At 47.4% G+C, this 25,063-nt stretch carries 28 protein-coding genes; 27 read left to right on the forward strand and 1 reads right to left on the reverse strand.

The window, feature by feature from the left end; translation table 11 throughout:
* Positions 1–7: 7 nt before the first annotated feature.
* The 14 genes from hisC (at position 8) to H1230_RS11565 (ending at position 11,376) form a co-directional block, all read left to right on the forward strand.
* Complete coding sequence (hisC, locus tag H1230_RS11500) at positions 8–1,105, forward strand: histidinol-phosphate transaminase (RefSeq protein ID WP_239715592.1); 1,098 nt, start codon at positions 8–10, stop codon at positions 1,103–1,105.
* Between the two features lie 48 nt (positions 1,106–1,153).
* Positions 1,154–2,248 carry a prephenate dehydrogenase gene (locus H1230_RS11505; protein WP_239715593.1) on the forward strand — a complete coding sequence of 365 codons (1,095 nt, stop codon included), beginning with the start codon at positions 1,154–1,156 and terminating at the stop codon, positions 2,246–2,248.
* Positions 2,249–2,763: 515 nt separating this feature from the next.
* Positions 2,764–3,357, forward strand: a complete 594-nt coding sequence (locus H1230_RS11510; RefSeq protein ID WP_239715594.1) for an RNA polymerase sigma factor — start codon at positions 2,764–2,766, stop codon at positions 3,355–3,357.
* A 152-nt stretch (positions 3,358–3,509) separates the two neighbouring features.
* Entirely contained in the window at positions 3,510–3,956 is a 447-nt protein-coding gene (locus H1230_RS11515; RefSeq protein WP_239715595.1) for an anti-sigma factor, read from the forward strand.
* A gap of 201 nt (positions 3,957–4,157) precedes the next feature.
* Positions 4,158–4,745, forward strand: a complete 588-nt coding sequence (locus tag H1230_RS11520; protein WP_239715596.1) for a histidine phosphatase family protein — start codon at positions 4,158–4,160, stop codon at positions 4,743–4,745.
* Between the two features lie 91 nt (positions 4,746–4,836).
* Complete coding sequence (locus H1230_RS11525) at positions 4,837–5,925, forward strand: hypothetical protein (RefSeq protein WP_239715597.1); 1,089 nt, start codon at positions 4,837–4,839, stop codon at positions 5,923–5,925.
* Positions 5,926–5,940: 15 nt separating this feature from the next.
* Positions 5,941–6,447: a gamma carbonic anhydrase family protein gene (locus H1230_RS11530; RefSeq protein WP_239715598.1), complete on the forward strand. Its 507-nt coding sequence runs from the start codon at positions 5,941–5,943 to the stop codon at positions 6,445–6,447.
* Between the two features lie 18 nt (positions 6,448–6,465).
* Positions 6,466–6,645, forward strand: coding sequence for an IDEAL domain-containing protein (locus H1230_RS11535; RefSeq protein ID WP_239715599.1), 180 nt, complete (start codon positions 6,466–6,468; stop codon positions 6,643–6,645).
* A gap of 243 nt (positions 6,646–6,888) precedes the next feature.
* A complete protein-coding gene (locus H1230_RS11540) occupies positions 6,889–7,314 on the forward strand; it encodes a DUF2487 family protein (RefSeq protein ID WP_239715600.1) in 426 nt (141 codons plus the stop codon).
* A gap of 224 nt (positions 7,315–7,538) precedes the next feature.
* Positions 7,539–8,093, forward strand: coding sequence for a Rieske (2Fe-2S) protein (locus H1230_RS11545; protein WP_239715601.1), 555 nt, complete (start codon positions 7,539–7,541; stop codon positions 8,091–8,093).
* 6 nt (positions 8,094–8,099) lie between these two features.
* On the forward strand, positions 8,100–8,771 hold the full coding sequence (gene qcrB / locus H1230_RS11550) for a menaquinol-cytochrome c reductase cytochrome b subunit (protein ID WP_154118403.1): 672 nt from the start codon (positions 8,100–8,102) through the stop codon (positions 8,769–8,771).
* Between the two features lie 26 nt (positions 8,772–8,797).
* Positions 8,798–9,673: a menaquinol-cytochrome c reductase cytochrome b/c subunit gene (locus H1230_RS11555; RefSeq protein ID WP_239715602.1), complete on the forward strand. Its 876-nt coding sequence runs from the start codon at positions 8,798–8,800 to the stop codon at positions 9,671–9,673.
* A gap of 93 nt (positions 9,674–9,766) precedes the next feature.
* Complete coding sequence (locus H1230_RS11560) at positions 9,767–10,411, forward strand: DUF1405 domain-containing protein (protein WP_239715603.1); 645 nt, start codon at positions 9,767–9,769, stop codon at positions 10,409–10,411.
* A 92-nt stretch (positions 10,412–10,503) separates the two neighbouring features.
* Positions 10,504–11,376, forward strand: coding sequence for a sporulation protein YpjB (locus H1230_RS11565; protein WP_239715604.1), 873 nt, complete (start codon positions 10,504–10,506; stop codon positions 11,374–11,376).
* Between the two features lie 74 nt (positions 11,377–11,450).
* On the opposite strand, the gene H1230_RS11570 is transcribed toward H1230_RS11565, so the two are convergent.
* Complete coding sequence (locus tag H1230_RS11570; RefSeq protein WP_239715605.1) at positions 11,451–12,320, reverse strand: YitT family protein; 870 nt, start codon at positions 12,318–12,320, stop codon at positions 11,451–11,453.
* A gap of 215 nt (positions 12,321–12,535) precedes the next feature.
* On the opposite strand from H1230_RS11570, the gene H1230_RS11575 reads away from it, so the two are divergent.
* From H1230_RS11575 to dinG, 13 genes are all read left to right on the forward strand, one after another.
* The gene (locus H1230_RS11575) at positions 12,536–12,865 is read left to right on the forward strand and encodes a nucleotide pyrophosphohydrolase (RefSeq protein WP_239715606.1); all 330 of its coding nucleotides are present in this window, start codon (positions 12,536–12,538) and stop codon (positions 12,863–12,865) included.
* A 59-nt stretch (positions 12,866–12,924) separates the two neighbouring features.
* On the forward strand, positions 12,925–13,446 hold the full coding sequence (locus tag H1230_RS11580) for a tetratricopeptide repeat protein (RefSeq protein WP_239715607.1): 522 nt from the start codon (positions 12,925–12,927) through the stop codon (positions 13,444–13,446).
* A 33-nt stretch (positions 13,447–13,479) separates the two neighbouring features.
* On the forward strand, positions 13,480–14,283 hold the full coding sequence (gene dapB / locus H1230_RS11585) for a 4-hydroxy-tetrahydrodipicolinate reductase (protein ID WP_239715608.1): 804 nt from the start codon (positions 13,480–13,482) through the stop codon (positions 14,281–14,283).
* A gap of 15 nt (positions 14,284–14,298) precedes the next feature.
* On the forward strand, positions 14,299–14,721 hold the full coding sequence (gene mgsA, locus H1230_RS11590; RefSeq protein WP_239717265.1) for a methylglyoxal synthase: 423 nt from the start codon (positions 14,299–14,301) through the stop codon (positions 14,719–14,721).
* Positions 14,718–15,416: a bacillithiol biosynthesis deacetylase BshB1 gene (gene bshB1, locus H1230_RS11595; protein ID WP_239715609.1), complete on the forward strand. Its 699-nt coding sequence runs from the start codon at positions 14,718–14,720 to the stop codon at positions 15,414–15,416. Before mgsA ends, bshB1 begins: the two co-directional genes overlap by 4 nt.
* Before the next feature lie 69 nt (positions 15,417–15,485).
* Positions 15,486–16,646 carry an N-acetyl-alpha-D-glucosaminyl L-malate synthase BshA gene (gene bshA / locus H1230_RS11600; RefSeq protein ID WP_239715610.1) on the forward strand — a complete coding sequence of 387 codons (1,161 nt, stop codon included), beginning with the start codon at positions 15,486–15,488 and terminating at the stop codon, positions 16,644–16,646.
* Positions 16,600–17,994, forward strand: coding sequence for a CCA tRNA nucleotidyltransferase (locus H1230_RS11605; protein WP_239715611.1), 1,395 nt, complete (start codon positions 16,600–16,602; stop codon positions 17,992–17,994). Before bshA ends, H1230_RS11605 begins: the two co-directional genes overlap by 47 nt.
* Entirely contained in the window at positions 17,981–18,781 is an 801-nt protein-coding gene (locus H1230_RS11610; RefSeq protein ID WP_239715612.1) for a biotin--[acetyl-CoA-carboxylase] ligase, read from the forward strand. The genes H1230_RS11605 and H1230_RS11610 overlap by 14 nt, the downstream gene beginning before the upstream one ends.
* A gap of 380 nt (positions 18,782–19,161) precedes the next feature.
* Positions 19,162–20,028 carry a 3-methyl-2-oxobutanoate hydroxymethyltransferase gene (gene panB, locus H1230_RS11615; protein ID WP_239715613.1) on the forward strand — a complete coding sequence of 289 codons (867 nt, stop codon included), beginning with the start codon at positions 19,162–19,164 and terminating at the stop codon, positions 20,026–20,028.
* 1 nt (position 20,029) lies between these two features.
* Positions 20,030–20,920: a pantoate--beta-alanine ligase gene (gene panC, locus H1230_RS11620; RefSeq protein ID WP_239715614.1), complete on the forward strand. Its 891-nt coding sequence runs from the start codon at positions 20,030–20,032 to the stop codon at positions 20,918–20,920.
* A complete protein-coding gene (panD, locus tag H1230_RS11625; RefSeq protein WP_239715615.1) occupies positions 20,913–21,296 on the forward strand; it encodes an aspartate 1-decarboxylase in 384 nt (127 codons plus the stop codon). The genes panC and panD overlap by 8 nt, the downstream gene beginning before the upstream one ends.
* A 112-nt stretch (positions 21,297–21,408) precedes the next feature.
* Positions 21,409–22,056 (forward strand): tetratricopeptide repeat protein, encoded by a 648-nt coding sequence (locus H1230_RS11630; RefSeq protein ID WP_239715616.1) that lies wholly within the window; start codon positions 21,409–21,411, stop codon positions 22,054–22,056.
* Between the two features lie 116 nt (positions 22,057–22,172).
* Complete coding sequence (gene dinG, locus H1230_RS11635) at positions 22,173–25,034, forward strand: ATP-dependent DNA helicase DinG (protein WP_239715617.1); 2,862 nt, start codon at positions 22,173–22,175, stop codon at positions 25,032–25,034.
* The last annotated feature ends 29 nt before the right edge of the window (positions 25,035–25,063 follow it).

The raw sequence follows: 25,063 nt of genomic DNA on the forward strand, positions 1-25,063 counted from the left end.
GCCGTTCATGAATCCAAAACCTAATATAGTTAATCTTCCGGTCTACAAGCCGGGGAAGCCAATAGAAGAAGTGAAGAAGGAGCTTGGCTTAAGTGAAGTCATCAAGCTTGCTTCTAATGAGAATCCGTATGGAGCAGCGCCGAGCGTACGAGCTGCTATTATAGCAGAGCTGGATAATCTTTCTCTTTATCCAGACGGTTCCGCTGCGGAATTAACCTCTAAGCTGGCAACCCGGCTTGGTGTGAAGAATGATAATATCATTTTTGGATGCGGCTCTGATGAGATTATTGCGCTTATTACCCGGGCATTTTTCCTGCCAGGAGATGAGACCATTATGGCTGATCAGACCTTCTCTGTGTATAAGAGCAATGCTGATATTGAAGGAGCAATTTCAATAGAAGTGCCGCTCGCAAACGGTACACATGATCTGGATGCCATGCTGGCCCATATCACGGATCGTACTAAGATCATCTGGATTTGCAATCCTAATAATCCTACCGGAACAATAGTCCCAGAAGAGGCATTAATCACTTTTTTGAATGCGGTACCTTCTCATGTGATGGTTGTGCTTGATGAAGCCTATTGTGAATATGTGAATGATCTTTCTTATTCAGACGGAATTAAGTTGTTGGAGCATTATCCCAATCTCGTTGTGCTGCGAACATTCTCCAAAATTTATGGCTTGGCAGCACTTCGTATTGGCTACGGCGTAGCCAGCCCTCAAATTATTACGCTGATCAATCAGGTTCGCGAGCCCTTTAACACTACCCGTATTTCACAGGTTGCTGCCTTAGCTGCGCTCGACGACCAAGAATATGTGCAGGAGTGCCGCCGCCTTAATAGTGCTGGCATTGTCCAGCTGCAGAGGGAATTCGAACGTCTCGGTTTGGAATATTTTCCGGCGCATGGCAATTTCATAATGGTAGATGTTCGTAAGTCTGCAATCGAAGTCTTCGATTCTTTGCTGCGTAAAGGGATTATTGTACGAGCAGGTCACCGTCTTTACCCCACTTATATCCGTGTTACGGTAGGTTCTGTTGAGCAGAATAATGCTTTTGTTACAGCACTTGAGCAGGCTATTGCAGAGCAAAAGGTACGAGCATAACTGGATGAAGACAGAATGAAATTATAGAAGGCAGGTAGTTCAAAGAACATGACGACAAAAATAGCTATTTTTGGTGTCGGTCTGATCGGAGGCTCACTAGCCCTTTGCTTTAAGGGCAAGGAAGGTCTGACCGTCGTAGGCCATGCCCACCGTCCTGAATTGGCAATTAAATATGTGAGCAGAGGTGTGGTCGACCATGCCACGCTTTCAGTAGAGGAAGCAGCCCTGGATGCCGATTATATATTCCTATGTGTCCCCGTAGGCATGTTAGAGGGATATCTCCAGCAGCTCAGCAGGCTGCCGCTTAAGCCGGGCTGTATTATTACCGATGTTGGCAGTACGAAGGCTAGCATTGCTGCCTGTGCAGTCTCGCTGGATATTCCTGGAGTATTCTTTATTGGCGGTCATCCAATGGCTGGCTCGGAGCGCTCAGGAGTAGAGGCAGCCTCGTCATTACTGTTCGAGAATGCTTATTACGTGCTGACGCCTCCGCCAGGGGTGCCAGAGGCTGCTTATCGTGCTCTAGAGTCCTTACTTCTACATACAAGAGCGCAAATCGTACGACTTGATCCGGAGCGCCATGATGAAATTGTGGGTGCGATTAGTCATTTGCCGCATATTATTGCCGTGGCACTCGTTAATCAGATTCGCGCTTACGATGACACGGACTCCTTATACAGTACTTTGGCAGCTGGAGGTTTCCGTGATATTACGAGGATAGCCTCTAGTGATCCGATTATTTGGCGCGATATATTACTGAACAATCGTTTGGTGATGCTTCGTTTGCTGAAGGATTGGAAGGCAGAGGTCTCATCTTTTGTTTCCTTGCTGGAGAATGAGGACGGTGTGGGTATTCAGAAAGCTTTCGATGAAGCGAACAGTTTCCGCAGTCAGTTGCCAGAGCGGCGTAAAGGCATGATTGCGCCACTGTTCGATCTGCATATCGATGTTCCAGATCATCCGGGGATTATCGGTCGTATTGCAACGGAACTGGGGGATCAGGGTATTAACCTCAGCAACGTACAAATTATTGAGAGCCGTGAGGACGTTCCAGGCATCATGCGCTTATCCTTTCGTCAAGAAAGGGATATGGAGCTGGCTAAAGTCCTGCTGCAGCACAACGATTATACGGTATATGTGTAAAGCCGGGGCGTTTGCCCCGGATTTTTCTATCTTCAGACTAAAAATAGACAAAAAAAGACCGCTTACATAATAAGCGGCTACAGTTCACAATTACTTGGAACCGTGTAGTATTTGGATAGGAGTGGAGAGAAACCATACTGTACTTTTATTATATGTATACGTTTACATTTTGTCAACAGTTAAATCGCTATTATTTTATTCAGCAAAAATTCAGCAACGCTGACTATGATGAGAATGTCAATTTCAGCTGACGAGCCTGCTGCCCTGAAGTCTATTAATGTCATCCTGTGGGGATGTATGATACAATAGACTAGCTATATTCATAGTTTAATATTTTGTGGAATGAAACATACAGCATGCCTTAAACGTTGGTTGTGCGAATATACATAGGAGTACTGCGTTTTCAGATGATTTAAATTTACAATATCACCGCAACTTTTCTAGGCCTGCCCGGTAATAATAAGTACGGACCGGACGGGATAAGACGTGCAAGGGCGAGGAGGGCCGAACTCACCATGACGGATTCCCAATTGATCCAGCAAATCAAACAAGGCGATACGGAATTATACTCAGAATTAATGAGTCGTTATCAACGTAAAATATTGGCTTTTGTGTACCATATGCTCAAGAATTCTCATATGGAACTGATTGCTGAGGATCTCTGTTCAGAAACATTTTATAAGGCATTCCGGAGTTTGCATTCTTTCCGAGAGGTAGATGCCTCTTTTTCAACATGGTTGTATACGATTGCCCGTAATACGGTGCTTAGTGAGCTTCGTAAGAATCGTGGCGGGAATGTCTCCCTTGAAGAAAGTGGCTATACTCCTGTAGCCCCAATTGAAGTGGCTCCTGAGCAGGCTGTTCTGCGTAAAGAGCGGATGAACTTGGTCCGTGATGCAATTAATAATCTTCCTGAGAAGCAGCGCTCTGCGCTGATTCTACGTGAATATGATCAAATGGATTATCAGGAAATAGCCGTGATTTTGGATCAGAGTGTCAGTTCCGTGAAGTCACTATTGTTTCGTGCCCGGAGCAGTGTGAAGCTGCAACTCGAATCCTATTTTTATGAGCCTGAGATTGAAATCGAAGAGCAGGCTGAGAGGGTGTAAGGCCAATGAACTGCAGGGAAGCGCAAGAATGTATTCCGCTCTTGTGGGACGCTCCCCCCACCCATCCTAGGCGGATTTTGCTAGAAAGGCATATTGAGAGTTGTTCTTATTGTACTGCCGAGTTGTTGTTGTGGCAGGAGAGCAGTCACCTTATGCAGGATATGAAGGAAGAAGTCAGCGAAGAGCGTGCAGAATCGATAAATATCAGAGTGATGGAACGGATTTATCTGGAAAGTCCTTGGCTGATGCCAGGTGATGGTAAATCTCCCGGAACATCGGCAATATTTCGCCACAGACTAAGCTTGTGGATTGCCTGCTTTCTGGCGATTTTTTTGTCCAGTTTCCTATACTTTACGATGATTAAGACGCCTGCAAATACTACAGTAGCTCAAAGTGGAATCGTGGAAACAGGTGTTGCGGGAATCTCTATGGAATTAGAGTCCTCCTATCCTGAAAACATATCCCAGGGCGGAATTATTGAGCCACTAGTAGTCAGTATGGGGCCTACTCATCCTCAATATTGGATGATATTGTCTATGCTTGGAGTTGCTTTATCAGTCATCTCGTTGGTCCGGCTGAATCGTTATCGCAGACAATAAGAATACGGATCTGAACGTCTCGTAAGAACGTTCCGATCGTATATCGAAGTCCCTTTACTACTTGGTAAAGCGGGCTTTTTTTGTGCGAATAGGTGCCTGGAATTCATTAAGTGGGCTTAATAATCATTTTAAAAAGAAGACATTTGCATCTATCCATGGTACATTAAGAAACAAATACGTGAAGGAAAAGGGTGATACAACATGCTAATCGGCTTAATACGCCATGGACTGACGGATTGGAACGTAGCGGGAAAAATACAGGGACAAAGTGATATTCCACTGAATATGGAAGGCCGCGAGCAGGCAGAAATGCTGGCAGACCGACTATTGCAAGAGTCCTACCGCTGGGATTATTGTATCACCAGCAGTCTTTCGCGTGCGGAAGAGACGGGGAAGATTATTGCAGCTAAACTAGGTATTCCTTTGCTGGAGTCCGATCATCGTATTCGGGAACGCGCATATGGCCAGATTGAAGGGCTTACTGCTGCACAACGAGAAGAGAAGTGGGGGAAAGAGTGGAATCAGCTGTCACTCGGGCAAGAAACGGATGAGCAGCTGCAACAACGCGCACTTGCATTCATGAAGGATATTTCTACTAAGTATCCTAAGCAAAATGTACTGGTTGTATCTCATGGGGGATTCCTAGCTCAACTATACACGGCACTTTTCAAGGATAAGTATTCCGAACGACTTGGCAATTTGTCCCTGACGATTCTGGAGAAGAATGGGCCGGAATGGAACCCGCTGTTGTACAATTGTACTCGCCATATTCTGCAAAATCAGCGTTAACCCGTCCACTCGGGTTATTTTTTTTGTGTAAATGGGAATAAAATGAGCTGTATTTCCCATAATGGTAGTAAAACGGCGAGGCGATAAAAAGATGAATCTGGCGGATATGCTTTCTTATGCGGATATTGGGCAGCTGACCGCCATTGCGGGACGCTATGAGTGTGAATGCAAGCGAAACTCCAAGCATGACTTGATCCAGAGTATATTGATCAGGCTTGGAAGCAGAAATTTTATGGAGTCTCATATCCGAGGATGTACCCCAGTAGAACTGCGATTTCTAAACACGTTATTGTTCGACGAACGCAGCTACTTCAGTCTTGAGGATTTATTGGCCGCCGCTCGGCAGGCTTCCTTTGATACTCCAGAGGGAAAGTCAGGGAGTTACCGCGACATGGTGTCTCGATTCAAAAGCAGTGGCTGGCTTTTTAGTGGCTCGTCACAGCAAACCCGTTATTTGTTCCAGGTACCGAGAGATTTAAAGGAACGTTTCCGGGAAATGATGGGGCAATACATCAGGGAGCGTGTCTCCCTTAGTGATGAACCTTCCATGTATCGAAATGAGGGCGAGCTGATGAGTAGTGATCTGCTCCTGTTCCTTCGATATGTTAAAGAGAATGAACCGGAGTTGAATCAGGAAGGGGCGCTGTATAAGCGGTATCAACAGGGATTAATGAATGCGCTCCATATTCCTGAGATCCCACTTAGCAAAGGGGGTTGGAGATTTGGATATGGAAGAGCTTGCGAGCATTATCCTCCAAGGTTGGCACTTCTGTACGATTATGCCCGTCATCGTCGTTGGTTGTCAGAAGAGGGATATCGTCTTAGACTTACTGCAGCGGGAGCGGTTATACTGGATGAGGGAAAATGTGAAAGGTTGATGCAGTTATTCTCCTTTTGGTTAAGACTGTATAAAGGGGCTATTCCAAATCTGCCTTCACTTGTGTACTGGATCAGTATTAGTGCCAGTGACTGGGTGAGTGTATCCTCATTAGTGGATGCAGTGGGTTGGTTAATCAAACCATTTTATTATGATGAAGCAGCTTCTATTCTGGAGCATCGTATTGTAAAGATGATGCTGCATCTAGGAATGCTTCGATTGGGAGAGACTTCTGATGGGCCAGTTGCCATGATGACACAATGGGGAATAGAGGCAGCCTTTCCGAAGCAGCTTTTGCAGTAAAGGGGGGAGAAACTTATGCGAATTGCTTATGGGAATTACATACCACAGCTGGATGATTCGGTTTACGTAGCGGAAGGTGTGAAGCTGGTAGGAGATGTCAGAATAGGACAGAACTCCAGTATTTGGTTTAATGCTGTACTTCGGGGCGATTTGGCACCAGTTATTATTGGCGAGCGCTGTAATATTCAGGATGGGGCCGTAGGGCATGTGGCTGAAGGCTTGCCGCTTTGGCTCGCTGATGATATAACAGTGGGGCATGCAGCGATTATACATGGATGTAGAATAGGTAGAGGTACATTAATCGGAATGGGCGCAATTGTCTTGAACGGAGCCGAGATTGGTGAATATGCTTTAATAGGGGCTGGCTCCATTGTAACCGAGAACAAAATAATCCCGCCCTACACACTCTCTCTAGGTTCTCCAGCAAAAGTAATCCGAGAATTAACAGAGAAGGATTTACTGAGAATGGCGCGTACCACAGAGAGTTATGTGCAGAAGGCGAAGGAATATAGAACAACGTAAACAGCGGAGGTGTATCGAATGGACAAAATGAAGGCTACCTATGAAGTGATGCTAGGACTTGCAGCAGAAATGGTATGGGATGAAGCGCTGCGAAAGCGTCGCACCGACATCTTGTACCGGGAGATCGACACAGCGCTGGCGGCTGGAGATAAGCTCGCTTTCCGAAATCTGACCGAAGAACTAAAAAGTTTGGCCTGAAGAAATGCGCGTGCGCATTTCTTTTTTTAAAAGAATTTATAGGTTTCACGGTATAAATTATCGCTTCAGAGGTCGACTTTCGTGCGAACGTAAGCGGAGGGCTGGAGGGATTCTGGAGAAACAATTATTATATAATCAGTCGGACTTTAACAGCGATCGTAAGAACCCTCCAAACCCGTAGCAGCTTGATTCACAAAAGGGAAAACCGAAATAAACATCCAGCTAACAGGGAGATGAATGCTGATGAGATTTAGTGATTTTGATAGGAGCAGTTGGGAACAGAACCACCAATTCTATGATACCTGCCTACTTCCATTTACAGGACTTACAGGTCTGGAGAGTCCTCTAGAAATGGCCTCAGCCTTGGAAAGATTGCGTGATTTGTTGGACCTCATTGAAAAGCCATTTCAGGGGCGAATCGTAACTTATCCAGCAGTACAGTACCTGGGTAAAGGATATATCGACTTAATAAATGAGATTTGCCGAAATGTCAAATCCAATGGCTTCCAGTTCGTTATAGTGGCTACAGCGGATATTAAGGCTTCGAGGCAAGAGATTATTGAAAGCGATTTAGTTCTTTCCCCGCCTGATATTTTTGCTTCTCAGAAGATAGGTGCTAATCCCGCTGTAGGCGAGAGAATTCTTCAGATGTGGAAAGGTGAGAATTGAAACAAATGTGACAAAAAATCAACAATATTAAGTAGAGTGTTCTTTTAGGCCTGTCACAAATTAGACAATATTCTTGACGGGTTTTGGAGCCTAAGCTATTATTAGGTTGAACTATATGACATGTGACTTTTATCATTGAAAACGCATTATTAATTAACCGGCTACACCTCGAGTCTCTTCGAGAGGTGCTTTTCTTATTTTTTGAAAAGGGGGTTATCAGCAGTATGAGCAGCCATAATGAGCAACAGGAGACTTGGCCCGAACAACCACCTGACCGAAAAGAAATGTCGCGCAGGCAGTTTTTGACCTACACGCTAGGAGGCGCTACAGCCTTCATGGGGGCCGGAGCTATTCTTCCCATGGTTCGTTTCGCCGTGGACCCGATATTACATAAAAAAGGTGCCGGTGAGTATATCAAGGTTGCGGAGACAAGCAAAATTAATGATCAACCTCAGGAATTTACTTTTGAGCTAGAGCAGCAGGATGGATGGTATGCCAGTACAGCTACACTGACGGCCTGGATCCGCAAAGACGAAGCCGGAGATATTTATGCGCTTTCACCGACCTGCAAGCATTTGGGCTGTACGGTCGGCTGGAACAATGACAAGGCATATCCGGACGAATATCACTGCCCCTGCCACGGTGCGCGTTACACGAAGCTGGGTAAGAATCTGGCTGTAGCCCCGAAGCCGCTGGATCAGTACAAGATCAAGATTGAAAATGGCTGGGTGTATCTGGGTGATGTAGTCGCAAATACTGAAGTCAAGAAGGAGGCGTGAGTTCTGATGTTTAAAAATATCTATAACTGGATTGATGAACGTCTCGATATTACGCCAATCTGGAGAGATGTAGCAGATCATGAGGTTCCGGAGCATGTTAACCCGGCTCATCACTTTTCGGCATTTGTATATTGCTTTGGCGGGCTGACTTTTTTTATCACAGTCATTCAAATCTTATCAGGCATGTTCCTGACGATGTATTATGTACCGGACATTATTAATGCTTATGCTAGTGTCGAATACTTACAGACTAAGGTTGCCTTCGGACAAATCGTGCGCGGGATGCATCACTGGGGTGCCAGTCTGGTTATTGTCATGATGTTTCTACACACCATGCGGGTCTTTTTCACTGGATCTTATAAAGCTCCACGCGAGATGAACTGGGTCGTGGGCATGCTAATCTTTTTCGTTATGCTCGGCTTGGGTCTCACTGGTTATTTACTCCCATGGGATAACAAAGCGTACTTTGCAACTAAGGTTACTCTGGAAATTGCCAATTCTATGCCAGTTCTAGGTCCGATACTGAAGGAGTTAATGCAGGGTGGCACGATCGTTGGCGCTGAAACGCTGACCCGTTTTTTTGCACTACATGTATTCTTCCTCCCAGCGGTACTTCTTATTCTGCTCGTGGGACACTTTATCATGATCCGCAGACAGGGTATTTCCGGTCCGTTGTAAATCAACCTATGAGAGGAGGACTATAGATGGCACAGAACGGAGATCATTCCAAAGAAAAGGTCGTATTTGTCGGAGATTCCCGGGTTCGCCGGGGCAATGGATTTATCTCCCCCCCGGATTATTCGGCTTACCCGGGCAAATCAGAAGCCTTTATTCCAAACTTTTTGCTGAAAGAATGGATGGTTGGAGTTGTTGTGCTGGTTGGTATATTAGTACTTACTATTTCAGAACCGGCACCCCTTGGTTTTCCTGCGAACGCCAGCGCAACGGTTATTCCTATACCAGACTGGTACTTTCTGTTTCTGTATCAGTATTTGAAGCTTCCCTATGCTTCGGGTGATTATATTGTACTGGGAACCTTAGGGGTTACCGGTGTAGCCTTTGGAGCACTGCTCCTGGCACCATTTCTTGATACAGGCCGTGAGCGGAGATTCTACCGCAGGCCGATTGCATCCTCAATAATGTTTCTATCCCTTGCAGCGATTATTTATTTAACTAATACGGCATGGACAGAATACCAGAATGAAATGGCTGAAACCGGGCAAATTCCTGAGGATGTGCAGCGCGAGGAAAAAGCAGCAGAGAACAAAGCCAAAGGTCTTCCAACCTCCAGTGCTGTCAAGGCTAACGAAATTGCAATTGTGGACAAGGATGATCCGGCTATGGCCTTGTTTAAGCAAGCTACCTGCATCACTTGTCATGCTGTCGATATGAAGGGTGCAGTGGGTCCTTCCTTACGTGGAGTAGGTGATACCCATGATAAGGAAGCAATCCTTACTATCATTAAACAAGGCCAAGGCCAGATGCCTCCGATGGCTGAAACTGCTATGGCAGCTGGATTATCAGAACAGGATATTGATAATCTAGCAGGCTGGCTTGCTAAACAAAAAAGCGAACAGTAAAATAATATTAACGCAAACCTGATCGTGCATGCGGTCAGGTTTTTATATGCATAAATGTAAAGCTGTCAATATTCGGGGAGGTTAACAGACTGTATGCCAGTGCATTGGTTTGAGAAGCTGTTTAAAAACCGGGGAATCTTGTGGTTGTTGTTTATCGTCAATTTCCTGGGTACGATTTACGGATACATATGGTATGGCAGTCAAATGGAATTCACAGCGGCTAACTATCCTCTCTGGCTTCTTCCGTTTGTTCCGGATAGCCCAACTGCGAGTCTATTCTTTACCTTGGCGTTATTGCTGCTGCTGTTTCCTCCGAAAAGCTTTACAGGGCTAAATATAAAAGGAATCATCGAGGCCCTTGCCGTCGTAACGTCTGTGAAGTATGGTATTTGGGCTGTAAGTATTATTATTGCTGGTGGTTATCAAGGGGATGTCCTGACCTGGAAGGATTGGATGCTGATGGGTTCCCATACGGGAATGGCAGTTGAAGCCCTTCTTTATGCAGGATTTTTCTCTTACCGCAGAATGCTGCCTCTTGCTCTGATCTGGACTCTTTTTAACGACACTGTGGATTATTCTTATGGAGTGTATCCGTGGTTGCCGTCTGTCCTGGAGGATAATGTTATCTGGGTACAGTACTTTACATTTGCTCTGACGCTCTTTAGTGTGGCAGTTGCCTGGTTGTTCAGGGAACGTTCAAAGCTTAGGATAACTTCTAGTAAGCGAGCAAGCTCTTAAAAAGGGGCTTATAAGAATGTTCTATCCCTTGTCCTCTGGCCATACATTGAGGGTAGGAGGGATGTCTCATGCCGTGCAGGAGATATTATTTGTTGATAGGATTGGTATTCTGTTGGTTATTTGCTGGTGTAAACGGGGCTACCGTTCTAGCTGCACAAGGGAATGCTTCCGGAGAATCAGGTAATGGATTGAATAGAAGTACAAGCATAGCGGATGATGGAAAGACAGTACTTAGCGGTAATAGGGGAGCTCAGCAGTTGGAGCAGTCCGCGGAAGCTTTGTACGGGTATGTATTGGAAGGGAATGTAGCAAAAGTCCGGCAAGAAAGCGCTGAAATTTCGCGGATCTTTGTATCCTCATCCTTTGAAGGATTAACTTCTGTAGAAGGCATCAATGCGCTCTCGGCAGTGATCATAGATCTGAAGGCTGCCGTTGCGGCTGTTCAGATCTCCCCGCAGCGCTGGGAATCGGCAGCCGCTAAGCTGCGACTGGCGGCTAACAGCCTGAATCACACCCGCCAGCCAATGTGGCTTCAATATTATAAGCCGATCCGTGAGGATCTGAACGAAATGGAACAGAGTGCTTCAGCTAATGATCTAGCGGGCTGGAAGGCAGCACTGGAGAGGCTGCAGAGCAGGTACGATAATATCCGGCCGGCTGTTGTTATCTCCCGTCAGCCTGAGGTAGTTAATGCCTTCGATTCCTGGCTATCCTATGCAGCAGGTGTGCCAACTTCTTCGCAAAAAATCGAACGAGCACGCTTAATCGAGATTGTTTCTTACGGGCAAGAAGCTGTGCGTGTAATGTTTGACAAAGAAAAGGACGAACCTGCCTTGTCGCTTCCGATGGCATCACAGAATTACGGAATCTGGGGATTGTTGGCAGCAGGATTTATTATAGCTGCATTAGTATATGCCGGATACCGTAAATATCGTGGTACGAATCAGGGATGGGAGATTGTATAATACGTCAAACAGCCAGCCTTCATGAAGAAGGACTGGCTGTTTTTTTAAAAACAGAATTTATATGTTTCACACGTTTAGGTCTGACGAAAGCCTTCACCATGTACATCGTGCACATCACTGATGATCACAAAGGCCTGCGGATCGATAGATTTCACGAGTTGACTGAGTCGGTGAATCTCCTGCCTCGATACCACGCAGTACACCATGTGCTTAGCCTGCTTGGAATATGCGCCGATTGCTGGAATCAGAGTCACGCCGCGATCCATATCCGCCGTAATCAGATCGGCGATTTGGGGGGCATAGTCGCTGATTATGGTGAAAGCCTTTGCGGCATAGGCACCTTCTTGAATGAAATCAATCACACGTGATGAGATAAAGACTGCGACCAATGTATATAATATTTTTTCTCTAGGGATATATAGCAGTGAAGAGCCAATGATGAGGATATCTACGGCCAGAATAATCTGTCCCATACTCCAGCCGAAGTTACGGCCAAGAATTCGCGCTACAATGTCTACACCGCCGGTGGTACCTCCGAAACGGAATACGATACCAAGACCAGCGCCTAGCGTTACCCCGGCATATAATGAAGCAAGAATAAAATCATTTTCGGTAGTGAAGGGTACAATCCAACCTGCGGAGATCATTCTTTCGAATAACCATAGGAAAAAAGACAACGCTCCAATACCTACACCGGTGTAGGCAATCTGATGGGCACCAAGAACTTTCCAGCCAAGCAGAAACAGCGGTAGATTCAGCAGGAGTGTCGTTAGGAAGATGGGGATGCCAAAAGCATAGTTGAGCAGGATCGTAATCCCGGTCACTCCACCCTCCATTAGCTGGTTGGGAATAATAAAATATAGCAGACCAAAGGCATACACTGCGGCTCCCAGCATGATGGGGGCTGATGTTTTACTAATTGCAATAATTTTGGATGAATTCATAAAATCCCTCGTTAGGCCACTATGGGCAGTTTTTCTTATAACATAATGTTTTGCTGCTAATTTCAGTCGTGCATTACTACAATGCCTACAATTAAGTATACCTTTTGTTGTCAGATGCTATAAAATATTAAAAAAAATTTGTCTTCAAAACGTCTTTACGATAACATAGGGGCAAACAGAAGGCAAGATGAAGCAAGGGGGCGAAGTAACTATTTATGGACAGAAGTCTTGGTGAAATCCAGCGTGAGGTAGACGCTTATATATCTCAGTTTAAGGAAGGGTACTTCAGTCCGTTATCAATGCTTGCCCGCATGTCCGAAGAAGTCGGAGAATTGGCCCGTGAAGTAAACCACCAATTTGGCGAGAAACCGAAACGTTCCGATGAAGCAGAAAATTCAATTGAGCTTGAATTGGGTGATATCTTATTTATTACGATCTGCTTCGCCAATTCACTGGGTATCGACCTTACGGAAGCTCACGATAAAGTAATGCACAAGTTCAATACCCGGGATGCTGGACGATGGACAATGAAAAACACCGATTAGGCAGCTACTTCATATGCTGTACCAAACGAACGGCATTTAGTCGTTAGGGTGGTGTGTATATGAATCCAAGTGATTATGTAAAAGAGGCTTACCGCCATATATTGCGCAGTGATTTTGCCGAAGCCATTGTCTGTTTTGAGGCTGCTATTGCTGCTAGTCCGGCTGATGCTGAGGTTAGGTATCGCTGTTCCATAACATATGCCCGCAGCGGCATGTTGGATCGGGCATTAGAGCATGTTGCTGCTGCTGTAAAGCTTGATAGCAGCAAACCCGAGTATAATCTGCATCTGCAGCATTTGCAGGCGCTAATGCTTGTGCAGGAAGCCAAGCGGTTGCTTGAAGATGAACGGACGCGTACTCACAACCCGTATCATCCGATTACCCTACTAAAAGAAGCGATTTCTCTAGACCCTTTATATGGAGACGCTTATGTGTGGCTAGCCATTGCGCATAGTCGAATGAATGAGCATTTACAAGCTATCGCAACCTTGAAAGAGGTTATGTCCTTGCATCCAGACGATTCGGGATTGCGGCAATTGATGAAGGATCTGCAAAAATCACTACAGTCTTATCTGCAGTAATCATGAGACCACTGAAAGCGAGGACGAAAGCATATGAGTGACAAGATCAGGGTAATTGTATCTGGCGCAGGCGGAAGAATGGGCAAGGAAGTTATAAAGCTGGTACTACAGGATGAAGAGCTGGAACTGGCAGCTGCTGTGGATCGATCAACAATGGATACGGATGCAGGTCGACTTGTGGGTCTGGAGGAAACCGGGATACTGGTTACATCTAATCTGGAGGCTGCTCTCGCAGAGAGTAACGCAGACGTATTAGTTGATTTCACTATCCCACAATCCGCCTATGAGAATACGGCACTGGCAATCAAATATGGGGTGCGTCCGGTTATCGGTACAACCGGATTCACTCCGGAGCAGATCAAGGAGCTGGACAAGCAGTGCCAAGAGCAGGGGATTGGCGGATTGATTGCTCCTAACTTCTCCATAGGAGCTATTCTTATGATGAAATTCGCGGCGCAGGCCGCAAAGTATTTTCCTCATCTGGAGATTATCGAGTATCATGGAGACCAGAAGCTAGATGCACCTTCAGGGACCGCAATCAAGACGGCGGAGATGATCTCGGAAGTACGGAAGGAGCTTCGTCAGGGCAATCCTCAGGAAGAGGAGACCATTGAAGGAGCACGTGGTGGTTATTATAACGGATTTCGCATCCACAGCGTCCGTCTTCCCGGTGTTTTTGCCCAGGAGGAAGTCATTTTTGGTGGCTATGGACAGTCATTAAAGATCCGTCATGATTCTTACGAACGGGCAGGATATATGCCAGGGGTCAAGATGGGTGTGCAAAAAGTGATGGGATATACGGGTTTAATATATGGATTTGAGCATTTTATAGATTAGTCGGGGAGGAAGACCATAATGAAGATTGCTTTTATTGCGCATGATCGCAAAAAGGATGAAATGGTTAACTTTGTAACAGCCTATGAACATGTCTTTATAGGACATGAATTGTTTTCTACAGGCACAACCGGATTGCGAATTATGGAAGTAACGAAGCTGCAGATTCATCGTTACATGTCTGGACCACTGGGTGGGGATCAGCAGATCGGTGCGATGGTAGCTCAAGATGAGCTGGATCTAATTATTTTCTTGCGTGACCCGCTGATGGCACAGCCGCATGAGCCAGATATTACGGCATTGTTGCGCCTTTGTGATGTATACGGAATTCCAGTTGCAACGAACATTGCTACGGCTGAAATTCTGGTCAAGGCTATCGATCGTGGTGATTTCGCCTGGCGTGACCTAGTACATAAGTACAAGCCGGGTGTAGATGAATGAAGCTGGATATTCTAGTATTCGGAGCGCACGCGGATGATGCCGAAATTGGCATGGCAGGTACCATCGCCAAGCATGCTGCTGCAGGGCTCAAAGTTGGTCTGTGTGATTTAACGGCTGCGGAAATGTCCTCAAACGGGACGGTAGAACGTCGAAAGGCGGAGGCGCAGCAAGCAGCAGAGGTGCTGGGAGCGGTTGTGCGAAGTAATTTGGGACTTCCTGACCGAGGACTTTATATGACAGAAGCCCATGTGGCAGCGGTGGCAGCAGAGATTCGCCGTTTTGCACCGGCTGTGGTCTTCGCTCCTTATTGGGAGGACCGTCATCCCGACCATATTGCTTGCAGCAAGCTGGTCGAAGAGGCGGTATTTAATGCCAAGCTGCGCAAATATATGCCGGACAAGCCGGCTGTACCTGCGCCACAGCTGTATTTTTATTTCATAAACGATCTGGGACGAACGGATCTTGTCGTCGATGTGACTGACCAATACGCACTGAAGGAACAATCTCTTGCCTGCTATCGATCCCAATTCGAGAAAGCGCCAGGAGAGGATTATGTGATCACTCCGTTGACTGAGGGGTACATCGAGCGTGTCCGTTCCAGAGATATGCTGCTTGGTCAGCGCAGACTTATTCCTTATGCGGAAGGTTTTGCCACAAAAATTCCTTATGTGGTAGAAATGTTTGCTAGCAAATGAATGCTTGAACAGAATGAATATAATGAGGAACATGAGGAATAACCACATGTCAAAGAAGGGGACGGAACTATGGACCGGATGTTGAAAATTGGTATTACCTGCTATCCGTCTCTTGGAGGCTCAGGCGTAGTGGCTACTGAACTGGGCAAGCTGCTGGCTGAGAAAGGCCACGAGGTCCATTTTATTACACACAGTATTCCGTTCCGGCTCGGGACGTTTCAGAAAAATATATTTTATCATGAGGTTGAAGTTAACGATTATTATGTGTTTAAATATCCTCCCTATGATCTAGCTCTGGCAACCAAGATGGCACAGGTCGCTAAAATGCAAAATTTGGATTTGCTCCATGTCCATTATGCTGTACCGCATGCCGTTTGTGCCTTTCTTGCCAAGAAAATGCTCGGCAATGATATAAAAGTGGTAACCACACTGCACGGCACGGATATTACAGTGCTGGGCCAGGATGAGTCGCTGAAGGATCTGATCCGCTTGGCCATTAATGAAAGTGATGCTGTTACGGCCGTATCGCAGGATCTGATTAAAGAAACCCGTCAGGTGTTGGATATTACTCGTGATATTGACCTGACTTATAACTTTGTAGATAAACGTGTCTATTATCCACGCGATGTGTCGGATCTGCGTAGTGATTTTGCCTCACCGGATGAAAAGATACTTATGCATATCTCGAACTTTCGTCCCGTTAAAAGAGTGAGTGACGTTGTTGATATTTTTGCCAAGGTTATTCGTGAGGTGCCATCCCGTCTATTGCTTGTTGGTGAAGGCCCGGATCTGCCCAAAATACAGGCGAAGATCAATGAAATGGGGCTGGAGGACAAAGTCCGCTTTCTGGGCAGACAGGATGAAATAGCCCAGGTTATTTCTATGGCAGATCTATTGCTTCTTCCCTCCGAGAAGGAAAGCTTTGGGCTGGTCGCACTGGAAGCGATGGCATGTGGCATACCCACAATTGGTTCGCAAACCGGTGGCATACCGGAATTAATACAGCACGGGAAGACTGGCTTTCTAGCTCCAATCGGTGATACTACAACTATGGCAAAATATGCAATAGAGTTTCTGTCGGATGATGTAATGGCAGAACAGTTTAGACAAGCTTGCTTGAAGCGCGCCAGTGATGATTTCAGCAGGGATGCTATAACGAATCAATATGAGGATATATATTACCGTGTACTCGGGTGCAAGGTGCCTAGACTGGATCCAGTCCGGGGGTAAGGAGTTCGTAATGGAATGGAAAATGGCATCTGGTGGCATGGCTGAAGCAGCGGAGCATATAATTGCCCAACTGATGGAGAAGGGCCACGAGGCCTATTGGGTCGGTGGCTGCATTCGCGATGAGCTGTTAGGCCGACCTGTACACGATATGGATATTACGACCTCTGCGCTACCGGAAGAGGTCATCTCGATCTTTCCGCGCTGTATTCCTACGGGATTACAGCATGGAACGGTAACAGTGCTGCAGGCAGGTAATGGCTTTGAAGTCACAACGTATCGAACAGAAAGTGGCTATCTCGACTATCGCCGGCCTGAGCAGGTCTGTTTTGTTAGTGATGTGAATGAGGATTTACGGCGACGTGACTTTACAATTAACGCCATTTGCTGTGGGATCGAGGGTCAACTGATCGATCCCTTCGGTGGTGCGGCAGATTTGGAGCGCCAAGTGATACGCTGCGTCGGAGACGCAGAGGAAAGATTTGCAGAGGATGCGCTGCGCATGCTTCGCTGCGTGCGCTTTGCGTCTGGTTTAGACTTCTCCGTCACTAAGAATACGTGGCGGGGACTGCTGCGCCAGCGGGATAAGCTGGTGCATATTGCTGTTGAGCGAGTCCGCGCGGAGCTGGAACGCATTGTAGAGGGGCCGCACCCGCGGCGCGGCCTCGGGATGCTCGTGCGCAGCGGCTTGCTGCCGCGCGGGAAAGCCCCGTTCCCCTGGACCGGCACCGATCTGGCGGCCGCCGCCGCCCTGAGCGCCGGGATCGGGGAACTGCAGAGCGCCCGCCTGCGGTGGGCGCTCTTGCTCCATGCCCTGAAGCAGTCGGCCCAAGAGGCCGACGAACTGCTGCGGGCATGGACGTTCCCAGGGACGACGCGGACTAGCGTCGTCTTGGTGCTGCGGGTCCGCGAAGCCTGGACCGCTGCCCTTGAAGAGGTGCCGCCAGAGGCCGCTTACGGCACGGAGGCACTGCGGCGGCTCTGGATCGCCGCCGTGCTGGCCTACGGCAAGGAAGCCGCCGAAGGATGGCTCACCCTGCTGGAAGCCCTGCAAGCAGCGCCGGAGGGCCGCTCTCCAGCTCCTGGCCCTACCTCCGTCCTTGCTGGCTCCAGCCGCCAAACACTCCCAGCTGCTGCAAGAGAGTGGCTAACGCAAATGCCGCTCAGCAGCCTTGCAGCACTTGCTGTCACCGGCAATGAGCTGGCGGAGACTTTACAGAAGACCCCGGGGCCCTGGCTTGGCATCATGCTGCAGCAGTTGCTGCAAGCAGCTGCAGTTGGAGATATCCCTAACGATAAACAATTATTGCTGCACGAAGCAAAAAGGATGGATGGACATGAGCAACTATGAAACGCTACGTTTAAGTCAATTGAAGAGGAATTCATCTGCTTCTAATTGGTCTGGCGGGATGCAGCTGCTGGAGACGGTAGTGTCCACTCAGGAGGAAGCAAAAAGACTAGCCGAGAGCGGCGCACCCGAAGGGACAGCTGTCTTTGCTGAAGAACAGACCGGTGGCCGGGGGCGTATGGGACGGAAGTGGCATTCTCCGCGCGGCAAGGGCATCTGGATGAGTGTTGTGCTGCGTCCGAAGCTGCCTCTGCTGCTGACGCCACAGTTGACCCTTCTGGCTGGAGTAGCTGTATGCACAGCAATACGTCGGGTTACCGGTGTAGAAGCTGGCATTAAATGGCCAAATGATCTGCTGGCAGGAGGACGCAAAATCTGTGGAATCCTACTGGAATCCTCGCTAAGAGAAGGAGGACTTCATTACTGCATTGCCGGAATTGGGATTGCTGTGAACCTGACGGAAGATGATTATCCGGATTATCTACGCGGAGTTGGCACTTCATTGTTAATACAACGTGGAGGTATTCCTGTAGACCGTTCAGAGTTAGCGGGAGAAGTGCTGGCCGAGCTCGAATATCAGTACAATCTGTATATGGAGCAAGGATTTAAGCCTATCCGGGAGCTTTGGGAATCGATGTCGGTCACCCTTGGGCGCCAAATCGTCCTGAATACACCGCAAGGTCGCAGTGAAGGCACGGCGGTGGGTCTGGACGACAACGGAGGATTGCTGCTAAAAGATGATAGTGGGCATATTACCAACGTGTGCTCGGGTGAAATTGAGATTATCTGAAATGGCAAGGGTCTCATCCCTTGTCATATTTTTTTGAACGATAAGAATGTACATGTTTCACACGATAAATGATCCTTCTGTTTCTTCTTAGTGTAATTAAGTATTGTTTTTGATATAATATATTTAGAGGCGGTATCCATATGTTTGAGCTGCACTCTGGTTGGTGAATGATGCAAATGGATAGTATTTTGAAAAGTACCTTCATAACTGTGTTGACGGTTACGTTGGATTCTGCTCTGAGCCGTAAGGACCGAGACAGAAGGGACGATCGCGAGTGACTCTTTTTTGCCCTTCGGACCTATTTAGCGGATTTCTGCTAAAGGGTTTTTTTGTTTGCGCGGTCTATCGCGTATTAATTCGGAAAAGGGGAATGGAGAGCCATGGCAGACAAACAGCCACTGAATATTGTCAAAATGAAGAAAATGAAAGCAGAGGGTGTGCCGCTGAGCATGCTGACTGCTTATGATTATCCTTCGGCCCGATTGGCCGAGGAAGCCGGAATTGATCTTATACTTGTTGGTGATTCTTTAGGGAATGTAGTGTTAGGATATGATACTACCCTGCCGGTTACGATTGATGATATGGTCTATCACACTCGCTCAGTGACCCGGGGAGCGCAGCACACATTTATTGTGGCGGATATGCCGTTTATGACGTATCACGGAAGTATTGATGAGAGCTTGCGTGGCGTACGCCGCTTAATGCAGGAAGGTCGGGCTCAAGCCGTTAAGATGGAGGGCGGTCTAGAGATTTGCGCAACAGTGGCTGCTGTGGTTGCGGCAGGCGTACCCGTGCTGGGACATATTGGTCTTACTCCCCAGTCGGTGAATATGATCGGCGGTTACCGTATTCAAGGCAAAGATGCCAAAGATGCCCAGCGCTTGATGGATGAAGCGAAGGCGCTCGAAGCCGCTGGAGCTTTTGGCATCGTCTTGGAGCTGGTTACAGAAGAGGTTGCTGATGCTATCTCCAAAGCCCTTAGCATTCCAACCATTGGAATTGGTGCAGGTCGTTATTGTGATGGTCAGGTGCTGGTGTACCATGATTTGCTGCGTTACGCTTCTCCGTATCGGGAGAAACGATTCGTCAAAACCTACGCCGATATAGGAAACCAGATACGTGAGGGAATCAGCCAATATGTTCTGGAAGTGAAAGAACGTTCATTCCCCGACGAAAGCCATGTCTTTACCGCGGACGAAAGTGTACTGGAATCTTTATACGGCGCAGCCGAAAAAGGAGCGAAATAAGATGAGAGTAGTCAGAAGTGTAGAACAGTTGCGCGAAGCACTTGAATATATGCGTCGAGGCGGCCATACGCCGATTGGCTTTGTACCCACTATGGGCTTCCTGCATGAAGGACATGCGAGTCTCCTGCGCCGAGCCGGAGAGATGAGCAACACGGTTGTCATGAGTATTTTTGTGAACCCGCTGCAGTTCGGACCAGGTGAGGATTTCGAATCCTATCCGCGCGATGAGCACCGTGATTTGGAACTGGCAGAGCGTGAGGGCGTTGATATCGTTTTTATTCCCACTGTGGAAGAAATGTATCCGCAGCCGATTCGCAGTAAGGTTTCTGTGGCGTCGCTAACTACTCAGTTATGTGGGGCATCACGGCCCGGACATTTTGATGGAGTGACAACGGTTGTTAGCAAGCTGTTTAACATGGTACAGCCGGATTATGCTTTCTTTGGTTTAAAGGACGCGCAGCAGGTGGCCGTTCTGCGCCGGATGGTGTCAGATCTTAATATGAATGTGGAAATTGTTCCTTGCCCTATCGTTCGTGAAGGCGATGGACTTGCACTAAGCTCACGCAATGTTTATCTGTCTGAGGAGGAACGCACGCAGGCTTTGGTTCTTTCCCGTTCACTTCGTACTGCCCGTGAAGCTCTGGAGGAAGGCAAGGCCAGAACCGCTACGGACATTCGTAAGCTGTTGGTATCGGTTATTTCCACTTCTCCTCTCGCTGTTATTGAATACGCAGAAATATTGACATTTCCTGACCTCGAGGTGTTGGAAGCGGACGATCTGCTGACAAATGTGGATGGAGAGATCATCATGGCGCTTGCCGTGAAGTTCGGCCGTACCCGTCTTATTGACAACAATGTATTTATTCCCAAGGAGGTTGCTACCCTTGTTTAGACATATGATGAAATCCAAAATTCACCGTGCAACAGTTACCGAAGCCAATCTGGAGTATGTGGGCAGCATCACCATTGATGAAAGTCTGATGGAAGCTGCTGATTTACTTGAAAATGAAAAAGTGCAAATTGTTGACAACAATAATGGCTCGCGCCTTGAAACTTATGTGATTCCTGGGCCACGCGGTAGTGGAGTCATTTGTTTGAATGGTGCAGCGGCTCGTCTTGTGCATCCCGGAGATACAGTTATTATTATCTCCTACGCTATGCTGTCTACAGAAGAGCTGGCAACCCACAAACCAACAGTTGTATTTGTGGATGAGAATAATAAGCCTGTAAAACTGGCGGATCATGAGCTTCATGCTACGATTGCCTAAGACCAAACTTTGAGTCATGCAATGAATGGCAGGGATGAAAGGCCCCCACATAGCGAAAAATGAAGACAGGCAAGCTGAACTGATTTCATTTTCCGTAAGGGTGGGATGTCCCATGTTTCAACATTTATTTGCTGAAATGAACGAGATGCTCCAGGAGATCGTCACTGACTTCCCTACAGCGGAGGGTACCCGCCGGAATGAGCTTTTATGCAAGTACAACATGCTGCATAGACTTAGCGATAATGTAATGGATGAATGGCTAATCTTTGCTGAGAAGCTGAGCAACTTCCGCGAACATACGGATTTGTCAGCCGAGCTTGAGGAACCAGAACCAGAACCAGAAAAGGAAGCCCCTGAGCTTTTTATGGATTCTTTTGTCAGGGGACAAGGATATTACAAGCTGCTTATGTACCGGAAATGCATCGAGCAGTTTAAAGAAGTGATCCTGCGTTATCCGGATAGCCTCGCTGCCCGATTGTATTTAGCCATGGCTTACCTGCAGGAAGGGGAAGGTGAGACAGCCTGGAATCATTTGGATCATATGTTGGCTTTAATCCGCGAGATTAAACTTAAGGCAATGATCTACAATGCTATGGGCTGTATCCGAGCCGCACAGGAACGCTTTACTGAAGCCCAAGAGTTGTTCAGGCTTTCGCTGCAGCTCGATCCTGAACTTCCTGAGCCTACCGTCAATCTGGAGGTTTGCCGTCGCCGTGGGGGCAAGCTCCAATTTGGCAACCAACTTGTTTCGCTTTTGTAAGCATAAGCTTTTCCATTCAAGCGATGCATCCACTGAAGAAGCGGCGTGCATCGCCTTTTTTCGCAACTTCTGTTATGCTGATAAAGAGTCTCAAGTGAAAGGGATTAGAACTTATAATGAAATTTGCCGTGCTTGATTTTGAAACGACGGGAACCCAATCCGTGGGTGAAATTATCCAGGTTGGCCTTGCCATTATAGAAGAAGACCGGTCGATCTCCCGGGTTTATGGTTCTTTTGTCAAGCCGGGAGCACCGATTCCTCCTTTTATTACGGGTCTGACCGGTATTACAGATACAGATGTACAGGATGCCCCAGCGCTGGAAGAGATGATGATGGAACTCGTACCACTGCTGGATGATGTTGTGCTTGTAGGTCATAATGTTGCTTTTGATTTCAGTTTTCTGCAAAGTGCTTTAGACCGATGTGGTTATCTGCCGTTTCAGGGGCGGATTCTGGATACGATTGATTTCCTCAAGATATGTTTTCCTTCCCTGACGTCGTATCAGTTGGGAGCGGTCAGCACCAGCTTTGGGGTAACGCATGAACGTCCGCACCAGGCGGACAGTGACGCGCTTGCAACCGCACTTTTATTGCTGAAGTGTCTGGAGGAGCTAGATAGTCTCCCACTGCTTACCATTCAGAGGCTTAGTGAGCTCTTCAACGAAGAAGAAAGCGATCTAGGCTGGTATTTCGACGGGCTGTTGCGGGAACGTGAGAAGGAAACCCTTCAACCCGAAGGTGACCTCACCTTCTATCGACAGTTGGCACTGGCTGTAGGAGATTGGACAGAGCTTGCACCACCAAGAGATGATCATGATGCTAATCCACTGGATAATCTCTCCTTTACTGATTATATGGAAGAGGTAACCAGACGGCTTAAAGATACATTGCCCCATTACGAAAGCAGGGAAGCACAGGATATTATGATCACTGAGGTGATGACGGCGCTTGCTGAAGATAAACATTTGCTGATTGAAGCAGGGACGGGAACCGGGAAATCGCTCGGCTATCTGCTTCCAGCTATTTATCAGAGCGTGCGAAGCGGTCAAAAAGTCATGGTCAGCACTCATACTATTAATTTGCAGGATCAATTACGTGAGCGTGATGTCCCACTCCTGACTAAGGTCATTCCATTTCCATTCAAGGCTGCAATCTTCAAGGGAAGAGGGCATTATTTGTGTCTGCGCAAGTTTGAACATAAGATTAATAAGAAGGACTTTATAAGTCCGAGAGAAGACTCGCTTACAGCAGCTCAAATGATCGTATGGTTGACTCAAAGCGAATCCGGAGATGACGAGGAACTCAATTTGGGTGGTCGTGGTGGTGATTTCTGGGAAACTGTGGCCAGTGATACCGATTCTTGTCTGGGACGCGCATGCCCATGGTTCCGCAAATGTTACTACCACCGGGCAAAACATGAAGCCGGTATAGCTGATGTAGTGATAACGAATCATTCCAAGCTATTCGCAGATGTGAAGGCTGGCCATCAACTGCTTCCTGCTTATGAGCACCTTGTTATTGATGAGGCCCATCATTTGGAGGATGTAGCTGGCAAGCATCTTGGAATGAATATGAAGCATTTCACTGTGTCGCATGCACTCTCACGTCTCTATAAGGATAGCCGCAACGGTCAACTGCCGGCACTGCGACTGATGTTGCAATCTTCAGGCAGTGAGCAGGCCTCAGAATGGAGCGGAGTCATAGACAGGATTTATCCTGATTTGCTTACGGTGAAGGAAACCTGGGATATGCTTACTGATAAGCTGTTTAGCCTTATGCCAGAGCGCAGTGATGCGTCTGCTGGCGAAGCTGGGCAATTAGTTCTGCGTCTGCTCCCGGGGAATAAACCTAAGACGTGGGAGGAACTGGAGGCTCTAGAGAACTCCTTAAATCTCACTCTAACGGATATCATACGCAAGGGTGACAAGATGCTGAATGAGATGCGTGATCAGGACGGACAGTCTTCCTCTGACAGTCTTGTGACCGATATCAGTGGTTTATTCAAAGATTTGGCTTCTATTCGTGAACAAGTGCGTTTCTTTATGGGAATGAATGACGACAATGTAGTATATTGGCTGGAGGCTAATGGTAATTATCGCAGCAAATCGTTACAGCTCTATGCGGTGCCTGTGGATGTTAGTTCGCAGCTCAAGGAGCTGTTCTTCGATAAGAAGCGGAGTATTATATTAACTTCGGCTACCCTGTCTGTCGATAAATCATTTCAGTTTATGATTGATAATCTAGGTCTGAATGCAGCTGTTGAAGAAGGTCGCCTCATGACAGTGTTGCTACCCTCTCCGTTCCGTTATCGGGAACAGGCGCTGCTCGTCATTCCGCGCGATTTTCCAAGTGTGAAAGGTAGTGTGGGGGATGCCCGATTTGTGGATATGCTAGTGCAGTCACTTGCTGAAGCAGCAGTGGTCACCCGTGGGCGGATGCTTGTGTTGTTCACCTCTTACAAGATGCTTCGCCAAGTGTATGAGCCGCTTAAAGAAGCACTGGCTTCGCAAGAAATCACTGTACTGGGCCAAGGAGTGGAAGGCGGCAGCAGAAGCAAGTTGATCCGCCGTTTTCAGGACAGCACAGCTTCTGTGCTGCTCGGTACGAGTAGCTTCTGGGAGGGTGTAGATATTCCGGGTGAGGCCTTGACCTGTCTTGCTATCGTCAGACTGCCGTTTCAGCCACCGAACCATCCGCTAGCCGAGGCAAAGGCAGAGTTGCTGCAGGCTCAGAAGAAGAATCCGTTTATGAAGCTGTCTGTTCCACAAGCAGTCATTCGCTTCAAGCAGGGTTTTGGGCGTCTGGTGCGCACAGCCCAGGATCGCGGAATTGTCATTGTATATGATACCAGAGTTATTGAATCTTATTATGGGAAGTATTTCCTTTATTCACTACCAGGCCCCAAGATGGAGCATATGCTTACTGATCAAATGGTTCCTCGTATTGCTGAATGGCTGGAAGAAGGCGGCGTTATCTAAAACGTCGCCAATCCTGTTGATGTGAATCA

This window comes from Paenibacillus sp. 19GGS1-52 (assembly GCF_022369515.1).
GTDB lineage: Bacteria > Bacillota > Bacilli > Paenibacillales > Paenibacillaceae > Paenibacillus_AQ.

Excerpts from the sequence above, each read along its gene's own strand:
- H1230_RS11525 (WP_239715597.1), top strand. The coding sequence starts at position 4,837 with ATGAATCTGGCGGATATGCTTTCTTATGCGGATATTGGGCAGCTGACC.
- H1230_RS11540 (WP_239715600.1), top strand. The coding sequence starts at position 6,889 with ATGAGATTTAGTGATTTTGATAGGAGCAGTTGGGAACAGAACCACCAA.
- H1230_RS11560 (WP_239715603.1), top strand. The coding sequence starts at position 9,767 with ATGCCAGTGCATTGGTTTGAGAAGCTGTTTAAAAACCGGGGAATCTTG.
- panC (WP_239715614.1), top strand. The coding sequence starts at position 20,030 with ATGAGAGTAGTCAGAAGTGTAGAACAGTTGCGCGAAGCACTTGAATAT.
- dinG (WP_239715617.1), top strand. The coding sequence starts at position 22,173 with ATGAAATTTGCCGTGCTTGATTTTGAAACGACGGGAACCCAATCCGTG.
- H1230_RS11580 (WP_239715607.1), top strand. The coding sequence starts at position 12,925 with ATGAATCCAAGTGATTATGTAAAAGAGGCTTACCGCCATATATTGCGC.
- H1230_RS11505 (WP_239715593.1), top strand. The coding sequence starts at position 1,154 with ATGACGACAAAAATAGCTATTTTTGGTGTCGGTCTGATCGGAGGCTCA.
- H1230_RS11545 (WP_239715601.1), top strand. The coding sequence starts at position 7,539 with ATGAGCAGCCATAATGAGCAACAGGAGACTTGGCCCGAACAACCACCT.
- H1230_RS11575 (WP_239715606.1), top strand. The coding sequence starts at position 12,536 with ATGGACAGAAGTCTTGGTGAAATCCAGCGTGAGGTAGACGCTTATATA.
- bshA (WP_239715610.1), top strand. The coding sequence starts at position 15,486 with ATGGACCGGATGTTGAAAATTGGTATTACCTGCTATCCGTCTCTTGGA.
- H1230_RS11510 (WP_239715594.1), top strand. The coding sequence starts at position 2,764 with ATGACGGATTCCCAATTGATCCAGCAAATCAAACAAGGCGATACGGAA.
- bshB1 (WP_239715609.1), top strand. The coding sequence starts at position 14,718 with ATGAAGCTGGATATTCTAGTATTCGGAGCGCACGCGGATGATGCCGAA.
- H1230_RS11530 (WP_239715598.1), top strand. The coding sequence starts at position 5,941 with ATGCGAATTGCTTATGGGAATTACATACCACAGCTGGATGATTCGGTT.
- hisC (WP_239715592.1), top strand. The coding sequence starts at position 8 with ATGAATCCAAAACCTAATATAGTTAATCTTCCGGTCTACAAGCCGGGG.
- dapB (WP_239715608.1), top strand. The coding sequence starts at position 13,480 with ATGAGTGACAAGATCAGGGTAATTGTATCTGGCGCAGGCGGAAGAATG.
- H1230_RS11630 (WP_239715616.1), top strand. The coding sequence starts at position 21,409 with ATGTTTCAACATTTATTTGCTGAAATGAACGAGATGCTCCAGGAGATC.
- H1230_RS11570 (WP_239715605.1), bottom strand. The coding sequence starts at position 12,320 with ATGAATTCATCCAAAATTATTGCAATTAGTAAAACATCAGCCCCCATC.
- H1230_RS11515 (WP_239715595.1), top strand. The coding sequence starts at position 3,510 with ATGCAGGATATGAAGGAAGAAGTCAGCGAAGAGCGTGCAGAATCGATA.
- H1230_RS11535 (WP_239715599.1), top strand. The coding sequence starts at position 6,466 with ATGGACAAAATGAAGGCTACCTATGAAGTGATGCTAGGACTTGCAGCA.
- H1230_RS11555 (WP_239715602.1), top strand. The coding sequence starts at position 8,798 with ATGGCACAGAACGGAGATCATTCCAAAGAAAAGGTCGTATTTGTCGGA.
- panB (WP_239715613.1), top strand. The coding sequence starts at position 19,162 with ATGGCAGACAAACAGCCACTGAATATTGTCAAAATGAAGAAAATGAAA.
- H1230_RS11610 (WP_239715612.1), top strand. The coding sequence starts at position 17,981 with ATGAGCAACTATGAAACGCTACGTTTAAGTCAATTGAAGAGGAATTCA.
- qcrB (WP_154118403.1), top strand. The coding sequence starts at position 8,100 with ATGTTTAAAAATATCTATAACTGGATTGATGAACGTCTCGATATTACG.
- H1230_RS11520 (WP_239715596.1), top strand. The coding sequence starts at position 4,158 with ATGCTAATCGGCTTAATACGCCATGGACTGACGGATTGGAACGTAGCG.